General features: G+C 62.0%; 17 protein-coding genes. 10 read left to right on the top strand and 7 right to left on the bottom strand.

The annotated features are described in order from the left end of the window. Positions 1–171 precede the first annotated feature (171 nt). Positions 172–2,403, top strand: a complete 2,232-nt coding sequence (locus ACZL02_RS07290; RefSeq protein WP_472937926.1) for an MGH1-like glycoside hydrolase domain-containing protein — start codon at positions 172–174, stop codon at positions 2,401–2,403. Next, on the top strand, positions 2,403–5,126 hold the full coding sequence (locus tag ACZL02_RS07295; protein WP_472937927.1) for a carbohydrate-binding protein: 2,724 nt from the start codon (positions 2,403–2,405) through the stop codon (positions 5,124–5,126). Before ACZL02_RS07290 ends, ACZL02_RS07295 begins: the two co-directional genes overlap by 1 nt. Positions 5,127–5,325: 199 nt before the next feature. Here ACZL02_RS07295 and hbs read toward each other — a convergent pair whose 3' ends face one another. The 6 genes from hbs to tig form a co-directional block, all read right to left on the bottom strand. Beyond that, complete coding sequence (hbs, locus tag ACZL02_RS07300) at positions 5,326–5,601, bottom strand: non-specific DNA-binding protein Hbs (protein WP_472931889.1); 276 nt, start codon at positions 5,599–5,601, stop codon at positions 5,326–5,328. A 170-nt stretch (positions 5,602–5,771) separates the two neighbouring features. Then, positions 5,772–8,186 carry an endopeptidase La gene (lon, locus tag ACZL02_RS07305; protein WP_472937928.1) on the bottom strand — a complete coding sequence of 805 codons (2,415 nt, stop codon included), beginning with the start codon at positions 8,184–8,186 and terminating at the stop codon, positions 5,772–5,774. A gap of 269 nt (positions 8,187–8,455) precedes the next feature. After that, entirely contained in the window at positions 8,456–9,724 is a 1,269-nt protein-coding gene (clpX, locus tag ACZL02_RS07310; protein ID WP_472937929.1) for an ATP-dependent Clp protease ATP-binding subunit ClpX, read from the bottom strand. 340 nt (positions 9,725–10,064) lie between these two features. Next, a complete protein-coding gene (locus tag ACZL02_RS07315) occupies positions 10,065–10,697 on the bottom strand; it encodes an ATP-dependent Clp protease proteolytic subunit (RefSeq protein ID WP_472937930.1) in 633 nt (210 codons plus the stop codon). Positions 10,698–10,917: 220 nt separating this feature from the next. Then, positions 10,918–13,263, bottom strand: coding sequence for a mechanosensitive ion channel domain-containing protein (locus ACZL02_RS07320; RefSeq protein ID WP_472937931.1), 2,346 nt, complete (start codon positions 13,261–13,263; stop codon positions 10,918–10,920). 235 nt (positions 13,264–13,498) lie between these two features. Beyond that, positions 13,499–14,857, bottom strand: coding sequence for a trigger factor (gene tig, locus ACZL02_RS07325; RefSeq protein WP_472937932.1), 1,359 nt, complete (start codon positions 14,855–14,857; stop codon positions 13,499–13,501). Positions 14,858–15,337: 480 nt separating this feature from the next. On the opposite strand from tig, the gene ACZL02_RS07330 reads away from it, so the two are divergent. The 3 genes from ACZL02_RS07330 to ACZL02_RS07340 all read left to right on the top strand — a co-directional run bounded on the left by ACZL02_RS07330 (position 15,338) and on the right by ACZL02_RS07340 (position 19,307). Beyond that, positions 15,338–15,820 (top strand): hypothetical protein, encoded by a 483-nt coding sequence (locus ACZL02_RS07330; RefSeq protein WP_472937933.1) that lies wholly within the window; start codon positions 15,338–15,340, stop codon positions 15,818–15,820. A 1,042-nt stretch (positions 15,821–16,862) separates the two neighbouring features. Then, positions 16,863–17,003, top strand: a complete 141-nt coding sequence (locus ACZL02_RS07335; protein ID WP_472937934.1) for a lasso RiPP family leader peptide-containing protein — start codon at positions 16,863–16,865, stop codon at positions 17,001–17,003. 819 nt (positions 17,004–17,822) lie between these two features. After that, positions 17,823–19,307, top strand: a complete 1,485-nt coding sequence (locus ACZL02_RS07340; protein WP_472937935.1) for a lipopolysaccharide biosynthesis protein — start codon at positions 17,823–17,825, stop codon at positions 19,305–19,307. A gap of 383 nt (positions 19,308–19,690) precedes the next feature. Here the strand turns inward: ACZL02_RS07340 and ACZL02_RS07345 are convergent, their stop codons facing one another. Further along, positions 19,691–20,698, bottom strand: coding sequence for a S1 family peptidase (locus ACZL02_RS07345; RefSeq protein WP_472937936.1), 1,008 nt, complete (start codon positions 20,696–20,698; stop codon positions 19,691–19,693). A gap of 726 nt (positions 20,699–21,424) precedes the next feature. Here ACZL02_RS07345 and ACZL02_RS07350 point away from each other — a divergent pair. The 5 genes from ACZL02_RS07350 (at position 21,425) to ACZL02_RS07370 (ending at position 23,868) form a co-directional block, all read left to right on the top strand. Continuing rightward, complete coding sequence (locus tag ACZL02_RS07350; protein WP_472937937.1) at positions 21,425–21,742, top strand: hypothetical protein; 318 nt, start codon at positions 21,425–21,427, stop codon at positions 21,740–21,742. Next, positions 21,739–22,017 (top strand): hypothetical protein, encoded by a 279-nt coding sequence (locus ACZL02_RS07355; RefSeq protein ID WP_472937938.1) that lies wholly within the window; start codon positions 21,739–21,741, stop codon positions 22,015–22,017. The genes ACZL02_RS07350 and ACZL02_RS07355 overlap by 4 nt, the downstream gene beginning before the upstream one ends. 807 nt (positions 22,018–22,824) lie before the next feature. Next, on the top strand, positions 22,825–23,169 hold the full coding sequence (locus ACZL02_RS07360; RefSeq protein WP_472937939.1) for a hypothetical protein: 345 nt from the start codon (positions 22,825–22,827) through the stop codon (positions 23,167–23,169). Beyond that, positions 23,166–23,588: a hypothetical protein gene (locus tag ACZL02_RS07365; protein WP_472937940.1), complete on the top strand. Its 423-nt coding sequence runs from the start codon at positions 23,166–23,168 to the stop codon at positions 23,586–23,588. The genes ACZL02_RS07360 and ACZL02_RS07365 overlap by 4 nt, the downstream gene beginning before the upstream one ends. Beyond that, complete coding sequence (locus ACZL02_RS07370) at positions 23,581–23,868, top strand: DUF2283 domain-containing protein (RefSeq protein WP_472937941.1); 288 nt, start codon at positions 23,581–23,583, stop codon at positions 23,866–23,868. Before ACZL02_RS07365 ends, ACZL02_RS07370 begins: the two co-directional genes overlap by 8 nt. Positions 23,869–23,894: the final 26 nt, after the last annotated feature.

Raw genomic sequence — 23,894 nt, forward strand, 5'->3', positions numbered from 1 at the left:
GCGGACGCCGCCACCGCTCCGCGAGACCCCCGGCGGCCCGTCCGGTGAACCGCGGCGCGTCGCACCCGCGCACTTGACCACCGGCAGTGGGCGGGAGATCACCTTCGCCGTGCCTGCTGCGCGATCTCCGGCGCCCCTGTGCGGCGGTTCGAGGCCATGAGGATGAAACCGATGCTCGTCGATCCGACCGTCCCCCACGCCGAGGCCTGGAACACCTGGTCGAACCGCCCGGCGGAGATGGTCTTCCTGCCGCTCGGCGTGCGGCTGACGCCGGTGCTGTTCTCCAACCGCCTGGGCAAGGCGACGACGATCCGACCCGGCCCCGATCTCCTCTTCGGGCGCCATGCGCCGTCGGGCGAGCTGGTGGAGTTCGAGACCCGCCACGGGGGAAGCCGCCTCGCCTTCCAGTACGACAAGACCGGCTCTTACGCCGTCCGCGGCGGCTGGAAGGCGCTGGAGCTCCAGGAGTGGGGCCTGCGCTATTGGGTCTCGATCTGCCTCTCCGCCGAGAACGGTGCGGTGGCCGAGTATGATGCCGCAGCCGGTTCGGCCGTCATCAAGGTCGGCACGCGCTACGTCGCCCTCGTGACGGAAGGCGAGCCGGTCCAGGTGACGGCGCATCCGAGCATCGAGGCCGTCGTCGAGGACTTCGACGCCAACGGCTATTTCCATCTTGGCAGCCGCGGCGACCGCGCGCCCGTCCTGGCGCTGCGGTTCGAGCTGGAGATGTCGCTGAGCGGCCGGTTCGCGGCGGCCGTCGCCGACAGCCGTGCGCTGGCCATCGCCACGGCGCGGGCGGCGCTGGACGACGCGGCCGCGCTGCCGGCCCTTGCCGAACAGACCGGCCGCCATGCCGGCGCGCTGGACGCCGTGCGCGACGTCATCGCCTGGAACACGCTGCACGACGGCGCCAACCACCGCCAGTTCACCGCCACCAGCCGGATGTGGGACCTCGGCGGCTCCGCGGTCTGGTTCAACGACCAGACCTACGCGGCGCTGATGTCGGGGTTGTTCTCGCGCCATGCCGGCATCGGCAACATGGCGGTCGCGATGTCGAACGCGACCCCGCAAGGCAATTTCGCCTGCATCGTCAACGAGAGCGACAGCTGGGTCGACCGCAGCCAGGCACCGAACGGCGCCTTCATCGCCTGGATGATGTTCTTGCGCAGCCGCGACCGCGCTCTGCTCGATCTCGTCTATGAACCACTCGCCCGGAACCAGCGCTGGTGGCGGGCGATGCGCGATCCCGGGGGACTGGGTCTCGTCTCCTGTGGCACATCCGACGTCGGCGAAGGCCTCTACAAGGGCATGCATTTTGGCGCCCGCAACGAAACCGGCATGGACAATTCGGCGACGCACGACGAGGCCGTCTACGACAAGGCCAGCCGGACGCTCTCGACCCTCGACGTCGGGCTGAACTGCTCGCTCGCGCTCGACGCCGAGATGCTGTCGCTGATTGCGGCCGAGCTCGGCCTTGCCGCGGACGCCGCAGAGTTTGCCGGCCTTTCCGCGTCCAGCCGGCGGAAGATCCGCGACGAACTCTACGACGAGACGCGCGGCATCTTCGCCAACCGCCAGCGGAGCGGCGGCTTCGTCCGCAGCCTCGGGCCGACGAGCTTCTACCCGCTGATCGCCGGAGCGGCGACACCCGATCAGGCGGCGAGCCTTCTCCGCCATCTCGGCGATCCCGCGACCTTCGGCGGCACCTACGTCATCCCGAACGCGTCGCGCGACGACCCGGCCTATGCCGACAACGTCTATTGGCGCGGGCGGATCTGGCCGAACGTCAACTTCTTCGTCTGGCATGGCCTGCGCCGTTACGGCTTCGACGCCGAGGCCTCGGCCTTCGCCGAAAAGAGCCTGGCGCTGTTCGAACAGTCCTGGAGCGGCCGGCGGATCGCGGCGGAGAACTACAGCGCCGAGACCGGCGAGGCGATGGACCAGCCGGACACCGACCCGTTCTATTCCTGGGCCGCCTTGCTGCCGCTGCTCGGTGTGGCCGAGGTGATGGACGTCAATCCCTGGGGCGGATGGGAGATCCGCCATACCGGCGAGCCCGTCGTGCTGGGCCGGGTGGAAACGCCGATCGGGCCGGTCACGGTGGCGGCCGAGGGCGGCTGGCTGACGCTTCAACGCCCCGACGGCATTGTATTGGCCACCGATTTCATCGGCCGTCTCTCTCAGATCGTCATGGGTCCCGGTCTCTTCTCCTGCCGCTTCGATCCCGCAACGGCGTCGGAGGGAGCCGTGCTCGAGCTGCCCGGCATCGGGATCGACAGGGTGGTTGCCGTCCGGCTCGACGCCATTGAGGCCGAGGCGATCGGCAAGGCCGGCGGCATCCGCATCGCCCTCGGCCGCGCCAGCCGTCTCGACGTTCATTTCACCCCGACGGCCATCCTGTGATGACCGAGGCCCTCGACGCGCCGCTCTGGTTCCGCTCGCCGGACCGCCGCTTTCGCCCGGCCGCGTTCTGGTTCTGGCACCATCTGCCGACCGAGCCGGAAATCGCCGAGCGGCTGGCCGAGATCGCCGTCTCCGGGCTCGGCACGATCATGATCCAGGCGCGTCTCGCTCTGCCGCTGCCACTCTACCTTTCGCCGGATTACCTCTCAGCCGTCCGTTTCGCGAGCGCAGAGGCGGCACGGCTCGGGATCGGCGTCGAGATCTACGACGAGTACCAGTGGATGTCCGGTCATGGCGGCGGCCGCACCGTGGCGGGCGCCGACCACCTGCGCGAACGCCACCTGTTCTGGGTGAGCGCCAGCATCGGCGCCGACGGGCGCGCGACCCTTGCCATCGCGGAGATCCGGTCGCCCTTCCTGGAATTCCTCGGCAAGGACGGCCTCGACTGGTGCTACGAGGGCGGCGTGCCGCTGTTCGACGAATGGCGGATCGTCGCCGCGGTCGTGGAGACGGATAGCGGGCCGCAGGATGTCGGGGCGACGACACGGCTGCTGTCATCGGAGGGCACCGGCTGCCGGATCAGCGTCGATGCCGCCGGCGACGAGGGACAGCGGGTGACGGTGTTCGTCTCCGCCCGCTGCCGGACATCGCGGATGATCAACTACCTTCTGCCGGAAGCCGCTGAGCGGTTCGCCGAGGTTGCCTATGCGCCTTTGCTGGCGGCGTCGGGCGGATCGGCGGACGGCGTCTTCTTCGACCACCCCTATGCGGGGTTCTACGTCTGGAAGGGCTTAGAGGGCGATTTCGGCAACAGCCTCCTCTGGGATGCGGGGCTGCCCGAGCTTCTTCCGTTCGAACCGGTGGGCCTGCAACTGCTGGCACTCACCAGGGACGTCGGGCCGCGGACGTCGAGCCTCCGCGCGCGCTTCCTCGAGGCCTATTCGGCGCGGCTGCACGAAGCCTTCTTCGGCACGCTGCACCGCTGGTGCGATCGCCATGGCCTCGCCTTCTCCGGCCACGAACTCCTGACCCATGTCGGCGGCTGGACGCTGCACGACGGCCTCGGCGGCATCGATCCGCGCGCCATGCCCGGCACCGATTATTTCGGCGTCGACGCCTACCGCAGCGCGACCTCGGTCGATGCTGCCGACTATGCGCCGCAGATCTCGGCCCGGTTCGGGGACTCCGTGGCCCGGGCGCATGGCCGCAGCCGCTGTACCGTCGAGCAGTATTCCACCGGGCGCGAGACCGGCATGCCGGGTGCCGCGGGCCAATGGGGGCTGACCCTCGGCCGCCTGCGGGCGCAGGCGATCCGGCACACGCTGTTCGGCGCCCGGCGCATCCTCCTCCATGCGCTCTATCTCGGCGACGGTTTTGCGCCCGGTAAGGCGCCGGGGCCCAACCCGCGCTTCGACTTCGCGCCGGGCTTCAACTTCCAGCCCTGGTGGCAGGACGTACCCCTGGTGTTCGACGAGATCGCGCGCCTCTCGGCGTTTCTCGAAGACGGCGAGCCGATCCGCCCGGTCGCGCTGCTCTATCCGCTGGAGACGATCCGCGCCGAGGCGATGGCGCCGGATTGCGGACGGCATTTCGGCTGGTGGGCGAAGGCGCTGTCGGAGGCCGGCATCGGCTTCGACATCGTCAGCGAGGATGCGGTCGCGGCGGCGGCTGTCGAGGACGGCGAACTCCGGCTGCCCTCGGGGCGTTACACCAGCGTCATCCTTCCCGCCGTCAGCACGCTCGCCGGCCCCGGCACCGCACGGACGCTGGCCGCCTTCGCTGCCGCCGGCGGAAGGATCCTCGCCTCGGGCCCGCTCCCCGATCACAGCAAATCCACCGGCGAAGATCCGGCGCTGGCGACGCTGTTGCACGGCTCCGTCCGTAGCGGCGACCACCTGCCGGGAGCGACAGAAGCGGACGTTGTCGCGGTGGTCGGCGGCATACCGCTCGGCGGCCTGTCTTTCGGCGCTCTTCCGCTGGGCCTGCTCCATTTCGAGGGAGATGGTCCGCACTGGACAGCCGCCGCCCGGTGCGGCGAGACGATCCGGCTCGCGACGGTGAACGACCGCGACGAATGGCGCGACCTTGCCATCCCCCTCAGCGCGGGTTCGCGCATCGTCCGCTGGGATGCCAAGACCGGCACTCGGCTCGTCCTGGCGGAGACGCACGGCGTGCTGCGCCTGTCGCTCGCACCCGGCGCCCTCCTCTGTCTCGAGATCTCGCCTTGCCCGGCCGCTCGCAAAACCAAGCCGCCGCCGGGTAGAGAGCTCGTCGCAGCCGAACTCCCTGCGGCATTTGCGCTGGCGGACGGATGGCAGTTCCGGACGGATGGGCTGCCCTTCCGGGCGATCGACACGCGGCGGGGCTGGGAGACGCAGGGCCATGAACGCTTCGCCGGCACAGGCCATTACCGCCGGGTGATCGACGTGCCGCCCTGCCCGGCTGGCCATGCCTGGCATCTTGTCCTGCCCGGGCTCCGCGACACCGTCGTCTGTGATGTCGACGGCCTGCCCGTCGGCCGTTCGGTCGCGGGTGAAGCCGCCTTTGCGCTGGGCGAGGGCAAAGTCACCGTCGGCCTTGCGATCCGCAACACCGCCGCCAACCGCTACTATGCCGGCACGGAATTCGACGCGGCCGCCCGTCAGCCCTCCGGCCTTGTCTCACCGCCCCGGCTGGAGGTCCGGCCGGTCGGAAGCACCGACCTGCGGTTGCTACCAAGCTGACGCATGGTTTGCGTCCCCGTGGACGCGCGATTCCTGTCGACGACGATTGTACACAACCGCTGGATACATTTTGTGGGAGCGCTTTACGCGACCAACAAGGAATCGCCGCCGCGCCGGGTTGGAGAGATCGTCTGGAAAGACCCCCAAACGGAAACGGCCGGGATCGCGATCCCGGCCGTTTTCAACAGAGCCTTGCGGCTTACTTGTTGACGGATTCCTTGAGGCCCTTGCCGGCCGCAAACTTCGGCACGTTGCGGGCCGGGATATCGACCTCGGCGCCGGTCGAGGGGTTGCGGCCCTTGGAGGCGGCGCGGTGCGACACGGAGAACGTACCGAAGCCGACGAGACGGATGTCGTCGCCGCTGGCGAGCGCGCCTTCGATCACTTCGAACAGCGCATCGACGGCCTGGCCGGCCTGCTGCTTGGAGAGTTCAGCCTTGTCCGCAACGGCGGAAACCAACTCGTTCTTGTTCATCGGACATTCTCCTGATTTTCTGGAAGTCGTTCACGACTCGCGTCGGACGATGGGCGACTCCGCCGCATCATTCAAGCGGACATAGCCTCCAAACGGTGCAAAATAAGGCTTTGAACGAAAAATGCCGCCCCGAAGGACGGCATTTTCAGAGTCTACGACGCTCGCTAGGCTCAGTGAGCGACGGCAGTCGCACCATCGGTAGCCGGCGCATTTGCCGCCACCGGCTCCTCGGCTTCCGACCATTCGATCGGCACCGGCTCCCGAACCAGGGCATGCTTCAGGACGTCGCCGATCCGCGCGACCGGGATGATCTCCATCCCGTTCTTCACGTTGTCCGGAATATCCGCCAGATCCTTGGCGTTGTCTTCCGGGATCAGCACGGTCTTGATGCCACCGCGGAGGGCAGCCAGCAGCTTCTCCTTCAGACCACCGATCGGCAGCACCCTGCCGCGCAGCGTGATCTCGCCGGTCATCGCGATGTCGCGGCGCACCGGGATACCGGTCATCACCGAGATGATCGCCGTTGCCATCGCGACGCCCGCCGACGGACCATCCTTCGGCGTCGCGCCTTCCGGCACGTGCACGTGGATGTCGCGCTTGTCGAACAGCGGCGGCTTGATGCCGAAGTCGATCGCACGCGAGCGGACGTAGGAAGCGGCCGCCGAAATCGATTCCTTCATCACGTCCTTCAGGTTGCCGGTGACCGTCATCTTGCCCTTGCCCGGCATCATGACGCCCTCGATCGTCAGCAGTTCGCCGCCGACCTCGGTCCAGGCCAGACCGGTCACGATGCCGATCTGATCCTCCAGCTCCGCCTCGCCGTAGCGGTAGCGCCAGACGCCGAGATAGTCCGGCAGGTTCTCCGCCGTGATCTCGACCGACGTGCGCTCACCCTTCAGGATCTGCGTCACCGCCTTGCGCGCGAGCGTCATCAGCTCGCGCTCGAAGTTTCTGACGCCGGCCTCGCGGGTATAGCGACGCGCGATCTCCTGCAGCGCATCCTCGCTGACGGAGAACTCCTCCGGCTTCAAGGCGTGGTCACGGATGGCCTTGGGCAGAAGATGCCGGCGGGCGATCTGGACCTTCTCGTCCTCGGTGTAGCCGGCGATGCGGATGACCTCCATGCGGTCCAGCAGAGGACCCGGAATGTTCATCGTGTTCGCCGTCGTCACGAACATGGTCGAGGAGAGGTCGTACTCGACCTCGAGATAGTGGTCCATGAACGTCGCGTTCTGCTCGGGATCGAGCACTTCGAGCAGAGCCGAAGACGGATCACCGCGGAAGTCCTGGCCCATCTTGTCGATCTCATCGAGCAGGAAGAGCGGGTTGGTCTTCTTCGCCTTCTTCATCGACTGGATGACCTTGCCGGGCATCGAGCCAATGTAAGTGCGGCGATGACCACGGATCTCGGCCTCGTCACGCACGCCGCCAAGCGCCATGCGGACGTATTCGCGCCCCGTGGCCCGCGCGATAGAGCGTGCAAGGGATGTCTTGCCGACGCCGGGAGGACCGACGAGGCAGAGGATCGGGCCCTTCATCTTCGCCTGGCGGCTCTGCACCGCCAGATACTCGATGATCCGCTCCTTGACCTTGTCGAGGCCGAAATGCTCCTCGTCGAGGATCGCCTCGGCCTTCTTCAGGTCGATCCTGACCTTGGAGCGGTTACCCCAGGGCAGGCCCAGCAGCCAGTCGAGGTAGTTGCGAACGACGGTGGCTTCCGCGGACATCGGGCTCATCTGCTTCAGCTTCTTCAGCTCGGCATTGGCCTTCTCGAGCGCCTCCTTCGAGAGCTTGGTCTTCTTGATGCGGTCTTCCAGCTCGGCCGCCTCGTCGCGGCCTTCCTCGCCGTCGCCAAGCTCCTTCTGGATCGCCTTCATCTGCTCGTTCAGATAGTACTCGCGCTGGGTCTTCTCCATCTGACGCTTGACGCGCGAGCGGATGCGCTTCTCGACCTGCAGGACCGAGATCTCGGCCTCCATGAACGACAACGCCTTCTCCAGACGGTCGCGAACGCTGGTCAGGCCCAGCATCTCCTGCTTCTCGGCGATCTTGATCGCGAGATGCGATGCGACGGTATCAGCGAGCTTGGAGTAATCGTCGATCTGGCCAGCCGCACCAACGACTTCCGGCGAGATCTTCTTGTTCAGCTTGACGTAGTTCTCGAACTCGGAGACCACCGAGCGGGCGAGAGCCTCGATCTCGACCTCGTCCTCCTCCACGGCCGGGACGATGCGAGCGGACGCCTCGTGCCACTCGGTGCGCGGGGAAAAAGTATCGATGCGCGCGCGCTTCATGCCCTCGACCAGCACCTTGACGGTGCCGTCGGGAAGCTTGAGCAGCTGAAGGACGTTGGCGAGCGTTCCGAGGTCGTAGATGGCGTCCGGGGCGGGATCTTCATCGCCCGCGTTCTTCTGGGTGACCAGCAGGATCTGCTTGTCGGCACCCATCACCTCTTCCAGCGCCTTGATCGACTTTTCGCGGCCGACGAACAGCGGCACGATCATGTGCGGGAATACGACGATGTCGCGAAGCGGAAGAACCGGATAGAGCACTGCCCCGCCGTCGCCCTCGATGGTATTGGACATGGGAATTCCTTTCTTCGGCTTTCGCCGATCGCGGCCGTTCTTCGCAGACCTCACGCGAGCATCTGGAGAAACGCCTCTTGCCCCGTGCATGTGGGCTGGTGCCGTCTCTGCTTCAATGATTCGCAGGCCCGTAGCGTCTCACCAAATCACTGTTCACGATCTTCGAACAATGAGAGAGCGAATGAAAAAGCCCGTCCCGGCGGAGCCGGGACGGGCTGAACTCTGTCCGTCGGACCCCAATTCTTGTCGGCGGCAACGCCGCCGCCGTATCAGGCGCTGACGTTTTCCTTCTCGTCCTTGCGCTCGGCATAGATGTAGAGCGGACGCGCCTTGCCATCGATGACCTCCTCGGAGATCACGACTTCCTGCACGCCCTCGAGGGTCGGCAGGTCGAACATGGTATCGAGCAGCATCGCTTCCATGATGGAGCGAAGGCCACGTGCGCCGGTCTTGCGCTCGATCGCCTTGCGGGCGATCGCCTTGAGCGCATCATCGTGGAACGACAGCTCGACGTTCTCCATCTCGAACAGCCGCTGGTACTGCTTGACCAGCGCGTTCTTCGGCTCGACCAGGATCTGCACCAGAGCGGGCTCGTCGAGATCCTCGAGCGTCGCCAGCACCGGCAGACGGCCGACGAACTCCGGGATGAGGCCGAACTTCAGGAGATCGGCAGGCTCGACCTGACGGAACAGATCACCCGTGCGGCGATCCTCGGGCGAGGAGACGTTGGCGGCAAAGCCGATCGAGGTCTTGCGACCACGGTCGGAGATGATCTTGTCGAGGCCGGAGAAAGCGCCGCCGCAGATGAACAGGATGTTCGCCGTATCGACCTGCAGGAACTCCTGCTGCGGATGCTTGCGCCCACCCTGCGGCGGCACGGAGGCGACGGTGCCTTCCATGATCTTCAGCAATGCCTGCTGCACGCCCTCGCCCGACACGTCGCGGGTTATCGACGGGTTGTCAGACTTGCGCGAAATCTTGTCGATCTCGTCGATGTATACGATGCCGCGCTGGGCCCGCTCGACGTTGTAGTCCGCCGACTGCAGGAGCTTCAGGATGATGTTCTCGACATCTTCGCCGACATAGCCGGCCTCGGTCAGCGTCGTCGCGTCGGCCATGGTGAAGGGCACATCGAGAATGCGGGCGAGCGTCTGCGCGAGCAGCGTCTTGCCGCAACCGGTCGGGCCCATCAGCAGGATGTTCGACTTCGCCAGTTCAACGTCGTTGTGCTTGGAGGCATGCGCCAGCCGCTTGTAGTGATTGTGCACGGCGACCGAGAGCACCTTCTTGGCGAAGGCCTGGCCGATCACGTAGTCGTCGAGAACCGCGATGATCTCCTGCGGCGTCGGCACGCCCTCGCGCGACTTCACCATCGAGGATTTGTTTTCCTCGCGGATGATGTCCATGCACAGCTCGACGCACTCGTCGCAGATGAAGACCGTCGGACCGGCGATCAGCTTGCGGACTTCGTGCTGGCTCTTTCCGCAGAAAGAGCAGTAGAGCGTATTCTTCGAATCGCCGCCGCTCACTTTGCTCATTGGTTCTTCCTTCCGGTCCGGTGTCCGTCGTCAAGCCGGTCGTATCGGACCTTAATTTATGCCAGCCCGAGCCGATTGCAACTGCAGCATTTTGCAGTCGGTCTTCTCGGTTTATGACACTTTAGCTCGTTGTCGATGATGCAGGGGCAACCTTGAGCGATGCTGTCGGGCGCTCGGCGCAAGGTAGAAGCGGGCGTCTGACAGATCAAGCCGCGGCTCGGCTGGCTGTCCTGCGGGGCGGCAGCACCGCACGAAACGGTGAAGCCGCCCGGACCGGATGCGCCGAAAGAGCGCATCCGGTCAAGCTGCTCAGCCGGCGAAAACGCCGGCGAAGCCGGTATCAGCCGGGCACATGCGCCTCGAGCTCGTCACGCGACGAGTAGACCATGTCGATCAGACCGAACTCGCGCGACTCTTCTGCGGTCATGAAGTGGTCGCGGTCGAGGGTGCGCTCGATGGTCTCGAGATCCTGGCCGGTGTGCGTGACGTAGACCTCGTTCAGGCGACGCTTCAGCTTGATGATGTCCAGCGCGTGGCGCTCGATGTCGGACGCCTGGCCCGAGAAACCACCTGACGGCTGGTGCACCATGATGCGGGCGTTCGGCGTGGCAAAGCGCATGCCCTTTTCGCCGGCGCAGAGCAGCAGCGAGCCCATCGAGGCAGCCTGACCGATGCAGAGCGTCGACACGGGCGGACGGATGAACTGCATCGTGTCGTAGATCGCCATGCCCGAGGTGACGACGCCACCGGGCGAGTTGATGTAGAGAGCGATCTCCTTCTTCGGGTTTTCCGCCTCGAGGAACAGCAGCTGCGCGCAGACGAGCGTCGCGATGCCGTCCTCGATCGGCCCGGTGATGAAGATCACGCGTTCCTTGAGGAGCCGGGAGAAGATGTCGTAGGCGCGCTCGCCGCGGTTGGTCTGTTCGACCACCATCGGCACGAGGTTCATCGCTCTTTCCACGGGGTGCATCATGGGGGTGCTTTCGGTGCTGGTGTTTCGGGCGCGGCGGAACCGCACCCCGGGAATCAGTCGGCCTTGGCCCAGAGCACAGATAGGGCGTGACGCCCCATCTGTGCAAGATGGCTCTCCGGGAAGCCGCGCGAAGGCTTAATCCCAGAGGCAACCCCGAAGTGCGTCCGTCGCGGGACCTGCGCTTCCGCCACTCCTGCCGAGTTCAATGCCTTCGGCGGTTTCAGCGCTCGTCCTGCGGGTCGTCCAGAGCATCAATATCGCCCACCGCCGGCGGGACCGGCGAGCCGTCGAGGTTGACGGAGCCGTATCGCGAGGCGTCCGGCTGGGTCGGCGCAAGCGACCGCGCCGCCTCAGCCGCCGCGATCGGGGCTGCGGCAAGATGCATCGACGGCGCGTTGCCCCGCTTGTCCTCGCCGAACCAGACCGTCATGTGCGGGAACGGGATCTCCACGCTACGCTCGTCGCAGAGGCGCTTGACGATCTCGTTGTAGGCACGGCCGATGCCCCATTGCTTGCCAGGCAGTGTCTTGATCCGTCCGCGCACGACCACGGCGGAGTCGCCGAGCTCGTTGACCCCGAACATCTCGAAGTCCGCGATGATGTCGGTGCCGACGGGCATCGCCCGCACCTCGTCGAAGGCCTCCTGCATCAGCGCCTTCACCTCGGCAATGTTCTCGCGGTAGGCGACGCCGAGATCGATCAGGAACTGCGAGAAATCCTTAGTCATGTTGGCGACCTGGTCGACCGAGGAGAAGGGAATCAGGTGATAGGTCCCATCGATCGAGCGCAGTCCGACCGAGCGGATGGTCAGCCGCTCGACGACGCCGGACACGCCGGAGACGAGGACGACATCGCCCTCGTTCATGGCGTTCTCGAACTGGATGAAGGCGCCGGTGATGATGTCCTGCACCAGCTTCTGCGCGCCGAAGCCGACGGCAAGGCCGATGACGCCGGCGCCCGCCAGCAGCGGCCCGATGTTGAGGCCGATCTGCGACAGCACGAGCATGATGATCATCGCGACCAGGGTGATGGTGAAGGCATTGCGCAGCAGCGACAGCAGTGTCCGCTCGCGCGACGTCGGGACCGAGCCGAAGTTCGGGTTCAGTTGGTACTCGATCCAGGACGAGACACCGAGGAAGACGGCGAAGCCGAGGAGGATCACCGTGCCGGCGCCGATCGTGCCGCTGACGACGCGCTGGCCGACCTCGGTCGTCGCCCAGCCGCCGAGATCGAAGAGCCGCCACGCCTCCAGGATGAAGCCGATGACGACGATCACCACCAGGACGCGGAGGATGGTGAGCGCATTGGGAATGAAGGAGTTCACCCGGCGCTCGAGCAACGGCAGGCGGTCCTTCAGCCGGTCGGGCACCGGGATGCCCTTGACGATGATCTTGGTCAGCGTCGAGACGATCAGGCCGCCCAGCGCCATCGCGCCGACCGACTTCAGCGTCGCGAAGGTCATGAAGCGCAGGCCCTCGTCCGGACTGCTCAGCCAGACGGAAAACAGCGACAGCACGAAGATGATCGCCAGCACCCACCAGATCTTGCCGAGGAAGGCATGGAAGCGCGCGCTGTAGCTGCGGTCTCCGCGTGCCCGCTGGCGGCCGAGCCTCTCACGCACGGTCGCCCGGTTGCGCAGGATCAGGAAGATGATGAGGCAGAGCGAGATGAAGGCGACGATGAAACGGACGGCGTCGCCGGCGGCGGTGCTCGAGTTCTTCTCCACCACCGGCGCCACGAAGAGAAACGTGTAGCCGAGGATCGAGATCAGGCGGGAGATCCAGAACGACCAGTAGAGGGCGTGGCGGTCGCCGAAAGGCGTCAGCCGCAGTTTTGGATGCCCGGGCACGACAAACACGTGGAACGCGGTCTTGACGAGTTCGATGAACAGGAAGGCGTTGAGGAACATCGCCTGGTTGATGGTCGGCGGCCCGCCGAAGAACAGGATCGCGGTGACATAGCCCGCCGCGAGGCACACGACGATCGCCAGCACGTCGACGGCGGCGAAGATCGCGAGCAGCAGGAGTTTTGCCAGCGGTCCTGCGAAGGCCGCCCGTGCCTCCAGCCGGGCGAAGATCGGTCGCTTGACGAACTGCAGGGCGGCATAGGCGGCGAAGACCGCGAAGGCGACCAGCACGACCGGCAGGATCGCCGCGTAGATGCGGGGCAGATCGAGCGAGCCGGCGCCCGCCAGGAGCTTCTGCGCCCTCTCCGCGGACTGCCCCACCTGTTCGGCCAGCGCGAAGGCGTTGACGAAGAGCACCTGGCTTGCGCGCGCGACCTCGTCGGGCACGGAGACCGCCAGCGGCTCGGCTTCCGGTTCTGCCGCCGTCGTCCCCGCCGTCCCCGCCGCCGACTTCAGTGCCTCCACGAGCTTCTGGCGCGTCGTGTCGTTCTCGAGGATCTTGACGAGATCGGCCAGCGTCGGATCGCTGGCGGAAGCCTCGGACGCCGCGGCGGGCTTGGTCAGGGACGAGAGGCCCGGCACCTGCGCGCCGGCACCCGTGGTGATGAGCAGCGTCAGCCCGAACAGCAGGGCGGCAAGGGCTGGGATCAGTTTTGGCATCAGGAAACCATGACTTCGCTTCTGGTGTGGCTGTCGGCACCGGCGGCCCGGCGCAGCATTCTGGATGCTGCATGGCCGGCGCCCGGCGCATCAGCGCATTGGCCGATGAAAAGGCCTGGTTTGGCGAGACTGAGGCCTCTCCCGCCTCCATCCCGCGTGCACGGCAAAAACCCTTGCACGAACGCAAAAGGCCGGCAAATGCCGGCCTCCCGCTTCAAATTTTGACCAAGGCGTCTCAGGCGACGGCGGCGGTTTCTTCCTCTTCTTCCTTCATCAGGTCTTCCTTGGAGACCACGATGTCGGTGACGTCGACGGTCGCCAGCAGGTGATCGACGACCTTCTCCTCGTAGATCGGCGCACGCAGGCTCGCGACGGCTTCCGGATTGCTGCGGAAGTACTCGTAGATCTGCTGCTCCTGGCCAGGATACTGGCGGACCTGCTCGAACACGGCGCGCTGCATCTCCTCGTCGGTGATCTGGATGTTGGCCTTCTCGCCGATCTCCGACAGGACGAGGCCGAGACGGACGCGGCGCTCGGCAAGGCGCTGGTACTCGGCGCGCGCCTTCTCCTCGGTCGTCTCTTCATCCTCGAACGACTTGCCGCTCTTGGTCAGCTCGCTGGTGACCTGGAGCCAGATGTTGTTGAACTCCGCCTCGACCAGCTTCTCCGGCAGCTCGAAGGTGTAGTCCTTGTCCAGCGCGTCGAGCAGCTGGCGCTTGACCTTCTGGCGGGTGGCCGAGCCGTACTGGCTCTCGATCTGCTCGCGGACGACGGTGCGCAGGCGCTCGATGGACTCGAGGCCGAGCTGCTTGGCGAGCTCGTCGTTCAGCTCCAGTTCGTTCGGCTTCGACACCGACTTGACCACGACGTCGAACACGGCGGCCTTACCGGCGAGGTGCGGCGCGCTGTAGTCCTCGGGGAAGCTGACGTTGACCTGCTTCTCCTCGCCGACGGCGGCGCCGATCAGCTGGTCTTCGAAGCCCGGAATGAACTGGCCGGAGCCAAGCACCAGGCTCGATTCGTCGGACTGGCCGCCATCGAACGGCACGTCGTCGATCTTGCCGAGGAAGCTCATGGTGACCTTGTCGCCGCTTTCGGCCGCGCCGTCCTTCGGCTCGAAGCTGCGGGCGTTCTCGGCGATGCGCTTGACCTGGTCCTCGACCTCTTCATCGGCGATCTCGACGATCGGACGCTCGATCTTGATGCCCTTGGTCTCCTGCAGCTCGAAGGTCGGCAAGGTCTCGTAGGTCACCGTGAAGGTGAAGTCGGAGGCGCCCTTCAGCACCTTTTCGGCCTCGGCCTCATCCTCGGTCATCGCGACCTCAGGCTGCATCGCCGAGCGCTCCTTGCGGTCGGCGATGATCGAGCGCGGGGACTCGTTGATGATCTGGTTGACGATCTCGGCCATCATCGAGCGGCCGTACATCTTGCGCAGATGCTCCATCGGCACCTTGCCCGGGCGGAAACCCTTGAGCTTCGCCTGGCCCTTCGCCTCGTGCAGCTTGGTCTGCAGGCGAGTCTGCAGGTCGGAGGCCGGGACCACGACCTGGATTTCGCGCTTCAGGCCTTCGGCCTTGGTTTCGGTAACCTGCATTGTCTCAACCCTTGACCTTTGCGAGCGGCGGGCTTTCGAACGTCCGCCGTGCGATAATGGAAAAATTCTGTCCCGTCGGTAATGGCGGGTGGAGTGCGCTGTCTCCACGCAGTCAGGCACCAGGCCCTATATCCAATTCCGAGACCTGAGGCGGCTTTTATCGCAGGGGTCCCTGTGTCGCAAGGGGGCGCGCGCCGGGTGCGTCCCGCCAAGCCCTGCCGGCGGCCACAGGCCCCGTACACGACCCGCAAAGGCCAGCCGCCTGCACCTCGCCCTCCCCGCTTCGACGGGATCACGATGCGTTGGACGGTTATCGGGCGCTGAGGGGCGTCTAGAGAAAGCTGGAAACCGAATATCGAGTGCCCTGCCGAGCAGGCCGGTCCTTAGCCGTGACCATCGAAAGCAGTCGGCGGGTGACGGAATATTGTATATGAGAAGGGAAGGCGCATTTCGTCCCGAATAGTTCTTCAAGGACATGAGATGGACCAACCCGGCGACGGAGCCCTGCTGGACACTACTTGGATGCCACCGATCGCTCGGGACGACCAGCCCGTTTTCCCAAGGGACCTCGGCTACCGCATCGCGGCCGTAGCCGTCGTCGCCCCGGCGAACGCTGTTGCAGTGGAGCCGCGGGCGGTGGAGCGGCGGGCGGTGGAGCCCTGCAGCGACTCGCTGCACAACAAGGACATGGAGATCGCGGCGCTCCGGCTGCAGATACAGTTGCAGCGCGGCGTCTCGATGAAGGAATACCGGGCCCTGCAATCGCTTCTCACGCTGGCGAAGGAAGAAACTCAGCTGGCCTATGAGGATGCCGCCCGTGCCGACAACCGCGCCGCCGAGGCCGAAGCCTGGCTGAGGCGAATGGAGGACGCGTTGCGTTCGGCTTTCGGCCGGCACGGCGAAGGAAACCAATCGCGCCAGCTGGCGGCCCGGCGAACCAGGGCACCGCCTCTAGCCTCCTGACGTCGCCATCGGACCGCGCGTCACCGGTTCGCCTCGGAGGCTGAAGACGGATGGAACTGGTGGACGGCGCCGGCGGCTACCGTTGGTCTGCGAGCGCCCGACCATCTCAGCCAGCTCATAGCCCTCGCCGAACGAGCGTTGCGGACGCGGTAACGTCGCCCATGATCCGTTCGGCACAACGCGACCCTGTGAAAGATCGTCCCGGCATGCCGTCAAAAGCTGGAGCCGAACCATCCTCGGCGCCACACCCTTTTTGGCACGGTGCGAGAACAGGGGCAGATGCCGGACATTCGCACCGACGACCAATCTTCCAGGCGAACTGCAAGCGGGAATGTCTGAAATCTGCGGGAGGCTTGAGGCGGATCCGTCAGGAATATAGACTCCTGCGTTAAGCGACTGACGCCCTGGACACTTCATCCGCCATTCCAATTCTTGGATAGCCTGGAGCCACGCAGATCAGTATATTTTCTAGTTTTTACAAAATTATTTGCTAGGTATTGCTTTCATCGACATTTTTTATGCCGGATAATTCTCAAAATCATTTATTTATATTTATCATTACAAAAGAAAGTATCAAAAAAATAATAATCATATCGTATAATTTGATTTATTAAACGCCTTGAATTTCGCGTACAAGAAATTCGAGTTTTGGGTAATTCAAGACGTATCATGCTAACGCGCAGCCCGGCCCAGTTTATTTTTCAAATATATCCCTTCATAGAAATCTATTGGCATTCAAGTAAAGCTGTTCACAGCCCAAAGGCCAGCTACCTTCCTCGGTAACATTGATGGCACGACCGAGTTTGCCCTCAGAAATATAAGTAATGCTTTTAATTTACTCCGACAACCTTGCCGTGTCTCAGGCTCGAGCAAGCCGCTTACTGGCAGGCCGTCACCGCCGCGGGCCATTTCGCAGCGGCAGGGTCGGCATTTGTTGCCAAACGCTCACTGAAGCCTATAACGCCAGATGCACGGTTTACTGTGCAGCGTAGCTACATAACCCGAACATAAGTCGCCTTTTGAAGGCGACGGAAGGACTAAAATGGCAAAGAAAACCTACCAGGCCCCTACCCTTCGCGCTCACGGCTCGATCGAGAAGCTGACCCAGGGCGGCTCCACCGGCAACAGCCTCGATGCGATGTTCCCGGCTGGCACCCCGTTCAGCCAGGTCACTTTCTCCTAATTTTCGCGGCGGGCGGCAGGTTCACCTGCCGCCCGTACGATGGCCTGCGGTACGGACAAGGGCCAGAGCGAAACAATGGGGCCATCAGACCTCGGCTGAGCCATCAGACCTCGGCAGGGCGCTTGCCCTCCAGCGCGCTTATAACGCCGCGTCAATCTGCAGGGCTCCCACCACCGCTTTGAATCGCTCCGCTTACGTTCGAGCCACCTCCCGTTGAAGCAACCGAACCGATTTTACCGCGGGATAGATCCGTCGCGCGAGCGGCCGCCTCCCCTCCCAGCACCGCCGGAATGACCGCCGCTTACCAGCCGACCATAAAAGGGGTATGGCGAGCAGCCGCTTCGGCTGGAGGTCCCTGCAAAGCGTCAGCATGCCCTTCCGCTGGTTCTTCTTCCGACGAACTGCATCCGGCGGATGAATCGTTATAAGCCGGGAAGTGCAAAGCGCGGGGTACTTGTTGCCTCCGTTCGACGGACGGTGCGGCATCCTCCGCAAAAATCACGATCGAAGCGTCAGCTGTCCGTTAGGGCAGATTCCAGACCCTGAGGCCGACGAAGGCCAGTCTTGCCGAACCGGTTGCTCTCGAGGGAACAGCTGCGTCATTCGAACCCGCGGATCGGCAGTCCCTTTAGATGCGGATCGGCAGGCCCTCCAGATAACATGCGCCGCGCGGCGGCAGAAATACGCTGAAAGCTTGATGCTTTTCTCAGGCCCTCGCCTTCCCGAGCGTCATCAGGCCAATGTGTCTTGTGAGCTACAGACATTCACTGGCAAACGTTCGATACAATGCGGTCGCGTTATTGAATTCGAGGGACGTCTATGGATATCAGGTCGCTGGCACTGCGGGGAGCAGCCTGGGTTGCCGCGGCCAGAATCGCGATAAATCTGCTGGGGCTTGTCAGCACACTATTTCTTGCCCGATTGCTCACGCCGGATGATTTCGGCCTCGTGGCGATCGGAACGACGATGCTCGCCGTTGTTTCGTCGTTCACAGAACTTCCTTTGGGGACGGCGCTCATTCAGCACGAGAAACCCGACGAAACGCATTTCAATACCGTCTTCACCCTGAATCTCATCCGCTCTGCGCTGGTCACCGCCGGTGTCGCCGCCGCCGCCTATCCCATTTCCGTCTGGTACGGCGATGCGCGCCTGTTCGAGCTGATCATGGCTTTGTCGCTCAGCAGCTTCATCATGTGTTTGAGCAATCCGAAGCGGGTATTGTTCACGCGCGAACTCAACTTCCATGCCGACTTCGTCCAGGGCATCGCGATGAAGCTGACCGGGTTCATCGTCGGGATCGTGTTCGCTCTGGTCTACAGAAACTACTGGGCGCTTGTCGTCGGCTCGCTGGCCGCCCAGGTATCATTCGTCATCATCAGCTACGTTCAGCTCCCTTATCTTCCCGCCATGACGTTCAAGCGGTCGAGAGAGCTGCTGTCATTCTCGATCTGGCTATCCTACTCGCAGATCGTGAATACCGTCAGCAACAAGATCGATCAGCTTCTGATCGGCTTTTATCTCGGCAGTGAGAAGCTCGGCATTTATTCGTTTGGCGATAATCTGGCGAACCTGCCGACGCGGGAGTTGACGACACCGATTTCACAAATGCTGTTTCCGTCCTTCGCGCGGATGAACAGCGATCACCAGCGGCTGCGATCCTCCTATCAGCTCGCCCAATCCAGCCTGTCCATGGTGGCGTTTCCGATCGGTATCGGCTTCGCGATTATCGCCCACCCTTTCATCCTGCTGGCCGTCGGCGAGAAGTGGCTGGGTGCCGAACTGGTCATACAGGTGGTGTCGGCGACGGTGGCCCTTCAGACGATCGGCAGTCCGATTCAACCAACGGCAATGGCGCTCGGAAAAACCAAATCGCTGTTCAAGCGCGATGCCATCATCCTCTGTGCCCGCGTTCCGATATCCTTCCTCGGCCTGATCCTGGGCGGTCTGCCCGGCATACTGATCGCGCGGGCAATCACGACGACGATCGGTACTCTCATCGAGATGGCTCTGGTCAGCAGGCTTCTGGATCTCAAGATTGCGCAGCAGTTGACGGCGAACCGACGAAATTTCATCGCCATCGCCTGCATGGTCGTGACCGGTGTCAGCTTCCAGATGCTGGTCGGATCCGAGGGACAGGTCATCGGCCTGCCGCTGACGATCCTCGGAACCGTCGCGGTATCAGGCGTCGTCTATCTCGCAACTTTGCTTCTGGCCTGGCGACTGGAGTCCTATCCGAAAGGCCCAGAGCAGGAGATCATCGGCCTCTTCCGTAAATTACGCGTGCTCCGCTTGAGGCGCGCCTAAGCTGCGGTCTGGAAGCAATCACACGCTGGAGCGGTTTCAGCCCAGGGCGAGGCCTATTATCTCCTGATACTTAGACAGTACGTCGGAGGCTTCTCGCGGGCGTCAGGATGACAATGCGAACGCCGGATCCCCTGACTGTCTCGAATTCGAGCCAAACGTGTTTGATACCGCCTGATCAATGGCTTGAGGGTATACTGGTGCGGGTGGAGGATGTAATATTCTTTATAAACTTCAACAACTTGCAGAGAAGTACGGGGAAACTGACCCCCTAGAAACTCATAGGTATTTTCTAGCCCGCCCCGCACTTATTTTCAGCTGCATGCCCTGCCCGGTCACTGACAACCAACCTAGAAGGCCATTTTAAAATTTCAAATAATTGAATTCTACAGGCAGTACGCAGAAATAAATTCTAGTACGTGATGCGCAGGTAATGCAGAATTGACTTTCTCTAAACCTCCTTCATGCTGACTTTCGAGAGATTCTACTACAATCCCTATGCAAAGTCCTGACTCGTCTAAAACTGGACCGCCACTATTCCCCGGCGATACCAAATTTGAAATAATAATGCGTTCTTCTCCGTCATATGTCGTTACAACTGCGTTAATTTCCCCCCCGTGCGCAAGTAGATAAGATTCCCTTGCGCGTCCGACGACGGGATATCCGAGTGTGATTGTCTTCGATAAAACCGAATTCTCACCAACCGGAAAAATTAGCGGGGGCATACCCTCTGTCGTCACTTGCATTAGCGCTAGATCAAGACTTGGGTGAAGAACCCAGTTAGATAGCAAAGGCGAGAACCTTACTCCTGTTGGCTCGCTTAATCTCCAAGCAGTTATACCTTGCTCAGGGTCTACATTATGTTTGGCAGTAACTATAACGCCGATGCTTGTATCAGCAAGGCTGGAACAATAGAAACCGGTTCCAGTAAATTCGTCTTCGCCTTTATGTACAAATATAGCCGGTACGCTTTTCGTATACTTATTGACAATAAAAATGGGGCCTAAAATAATGTTGTCGGTTATTCCAAGCTTATTAAAATGATCGATACGCCCTTTAGCCCACTGGTGTGTAACAAGCAGGTTTTGGCCGATAACGTTTAAATCGATAACAAGTCCCCACTCGATTAATCTGCCAAGAAGGGGCATTATGTTTTGAACAGGAGTGCTGCCGCTTCCACTTATGTAGTGTATAAGTTGTAAAAAATCAGTCCTGCTGAAGTGTCCAGTTTCCAGTAATGTCTTTCTGTCTTCAAAATATGGTAATTTTCGTAAACTCTCTGATACTAGTGCTTTATATGTTAACTCATTGGGAACTATTTTCAGAACTGCCAATAGAGCCGCGATTTCCGCAGGTGAGTTCAGAGCAAATTGATCAAGTGACTTACCTACCATCTGTTCCTTACCGTTTGAAATAAATTAGACCGCGCTCAAGCAACGAAGCCATAAGACCCGCATGCCTTTGGGTCAATCTTGACATACGTCATCGGCTTAGAAGGACAATCGGAAACCTAACAAACACAACGCCGCATCCAGTTTCTGAGCATGCGTTTAGCCGTGCAAGAACCGCCATAGTTGGAACGATCTGGCAGAAGCTGCCGCCCCTGGTCCGAACGTCTAGGCCTGTGACGAACGTCCATGAAAACCGGCAATCTTCTCGATCGTTAGCGGCCGATCTTTACCGTTCACTCTGGGCAAATTGGCCTATCGCCGGGCGCAGCGCGTGGATTGGCGCTGCCTCGGCGACCGCGCCCAAGGGCATGCGGTTCGAACACCGGCTGGGACGCAAGTTTGCGCGGCAAAGCCCTACAGAGCAAAGCTTGTGGCGAAGGTGCGGGCGTTTCTATCCCCCATTGAAGCGGTTGGGTAATTCGCCGCGCCGCCCTCACCTTTTTGCTAACGATATTGACGGACGTTCGCGAACGATCTTCACCGTTCGTTCCGGGCGAATTAGCATATAGCCGGGCGCAGCGCCCGAATTGATGCCCTGCCGGCGACGACGGCCAGGACCAGAAGACGGGACGCAACCACCCTGTTCCAGGCACGCGCCGCCGCTCGAATTTGGGGATAGGATTCCCAAGCGATGTTCTATATCCGTTCTCGTCCTGACAGGAACTGGTTATGGCCAACTGGCGAAGCATCTCGGACCTGGCGCAAATGCTCGAGACGGCCGCCGACGAAGGGCGGACACCGAGGCTGACCCCGCAGACGGCGCGACTGGTGGCCTTGTCGTTGCGGGCGCTGGGCAGTCGGCCGAACCGTGACGATATCGCTCGATGGGCGATCTGCAGCCACAAAGGAAGGTGCGAGAGCCTCTGCTTTGGCTGCATGGGAACCGCCAACATGGTCGACAGGCTGCTGAAGGGCCAAGGCAGCCCGTTCGAGGGATACGACACTAAAGGCGCGCCGAAGCCACGCCGCAACCGGGACGAGCGATGAAACTGCCTCTTCCTCTCATAACAGATGCCGACGTGCCGCGCCCGGTGGCATATGCCATCCGACACCGGGTCGCGCCGGTGAAGGCCTTCCGCCTTTATGCCGGGATCACGTCAGAGCGGCTGGCTACAGAAGCTTGCCTTCCATACCACCGCGTCCTGAGTATCGAGAGCGGGCAACGCATGACGAACGTCGAGGCGGTAAGGCTCAGCGATACGCTCGCCGTTCCCATCTCGATCCTTCGAGGGAGAGACAAAAAGGCCGCCGCCACCCAGTGAAAGGCGACGGCGGCTTTCTCAACGGAGAATGGAAAAGCTTAGAAGACTAGAAAAGCTAGTCCGGCCCAGAGCGCGGATGAAAGGCCTAGACCTATCATCATGCCGCGAGCCGGGGACAGGGCTTCTGCGGGCCTAACTCGGCGACGAGCTTGGTAGGTACGGTGCCGGGCTGTTGAGAATGTAGCAGTGCTCATATCTGTCCTCCCTTGCAGAGGTTTTTCCTCCGTCATAGTGCAAAGGCTATTCGGCAAACGATTGTTCCGTCAATGCAAAAGTGACATTGAGTGATGACCAATAAGTGAGATCTGGCCGCGGCTGACAGCCATCTCACCCGAGGTCCTCGTCTGATCCGGCACCTAAAACTTGCAGTCGAGGCTCAGTCGCGATTCATCGGGTCCATCACCCATCGCCGACGGATTTCCTCATTCTCCCGGCGCAATCGCCCGAGCTCTGCTTCCGAAGCTTCAGCCCGCTGCTCAGGCCAGCGCTCCTCCTGGTCCTCGATGTACCGGAGCGCGATTTCGACGAGCTTGTTGATGGCCGCGGTCTGAGCTTTGATGGCCTCGGTCTGATCCTAACGAACTTCACCATTCGTTCCGGGGCGACTCGGCATATAACCGGGCGCAGCGCCTGGATGAGTGGGAACGCTTGAACGCAAGTAAGACCCGCCGTCAGTTAGGCGACGGCTTGAGTGCGACATGCAAGCAGACCCATTCGCCGCGGCAAGCCTACCTCCCGCTGCATTTTCATTGTAGTCACAGTAGGCGCGGCGAGAAGCACCGTCTAACGTTTGGTGGGAGACAGGCATTGAGCACATTCGATGAAGAACAGCAGGAAGAGTTGAAGCGCGCGCTAGCAGCCGGCGCGCAGCCTCAGCCGATCCATGCGCCTAATTTCTACGTTACGAGCTTCAAGTTGTCTGTCGATCCGAACAATGTGAGTTTGGTCCTCGCGCGGACGGTCCCCTTTGAGGTTCCTCATGAAAACGGGATGATAAGTGCCTCTATGGCTGCGCCGGTCGCGATCGTAGACATGAGCATCCAAACTGCCAAAGATCTTTCAGTTATTTTGGCCGAGCATGTCGAACAGCACGAGCGCGTTTGGGGGCGCGTTGAGACAAGTTTCACTAGAAGTCGAGCCGCTGAAAAGTGAGCGGCAGCGGATCTAATTATAGCGTCGGCCAACTTCTGACGTTTGCCTCAACCGAGATCAACGAAGCGGACGGGTACGTAACGATCCCGACATCCGCCCATCCAAGTTTGACCTCGGTGCGCCTATATGAGGAGACGCTAGTTCATGTGCGGGAAGCGCACGGGAACCAGTTTCCGGTGGACTTTCCTAGCGTGATTATGGCCGTCGGAAAGGCGATCAGGACACCGTCACGCACAGAGGAAAGCTATGGGAATTCATTGGTTTTTGTTGATTACAGCAGCACCAACGCGTCAGGCCATCCATTAAACGTGCCAGTAAAGATTTTCAGCGACAGCAACTCAGGCCTTGTTAAGACTTTCTTCTTTGGTAGCAGAGAAGATGAGGCAGCAGGAGAAGCAGAGGAGGCGGAAAATGATTAATAACTTGTTTACCGTCTCTTATGACGCCAAGACAGATGTGCTTTATATTAGCACTCCAACAGACCATGATGTCAGTGCCTCTTTGGATAAGCAAGGCATGTTATGGCGGTATAATCTTGCTGGCCAGCTTGTCGGCGTTACAATCTTAGACTTTCATGACCGCTGGTCACACGATAGGGAAAGTCTGGCTAACCGGATATCTAAACGATTCCAGTTGCCAAAAATAGAAGCTCAAGGGGTTCTAACCCGAGCTTTTTCCGAGCATCCGCAAATGCACTGAATATGCTTGCTGATATCAACGAAGGA

The organism is Mesocryomonas fontinalis, assembly GCF_055730125.2.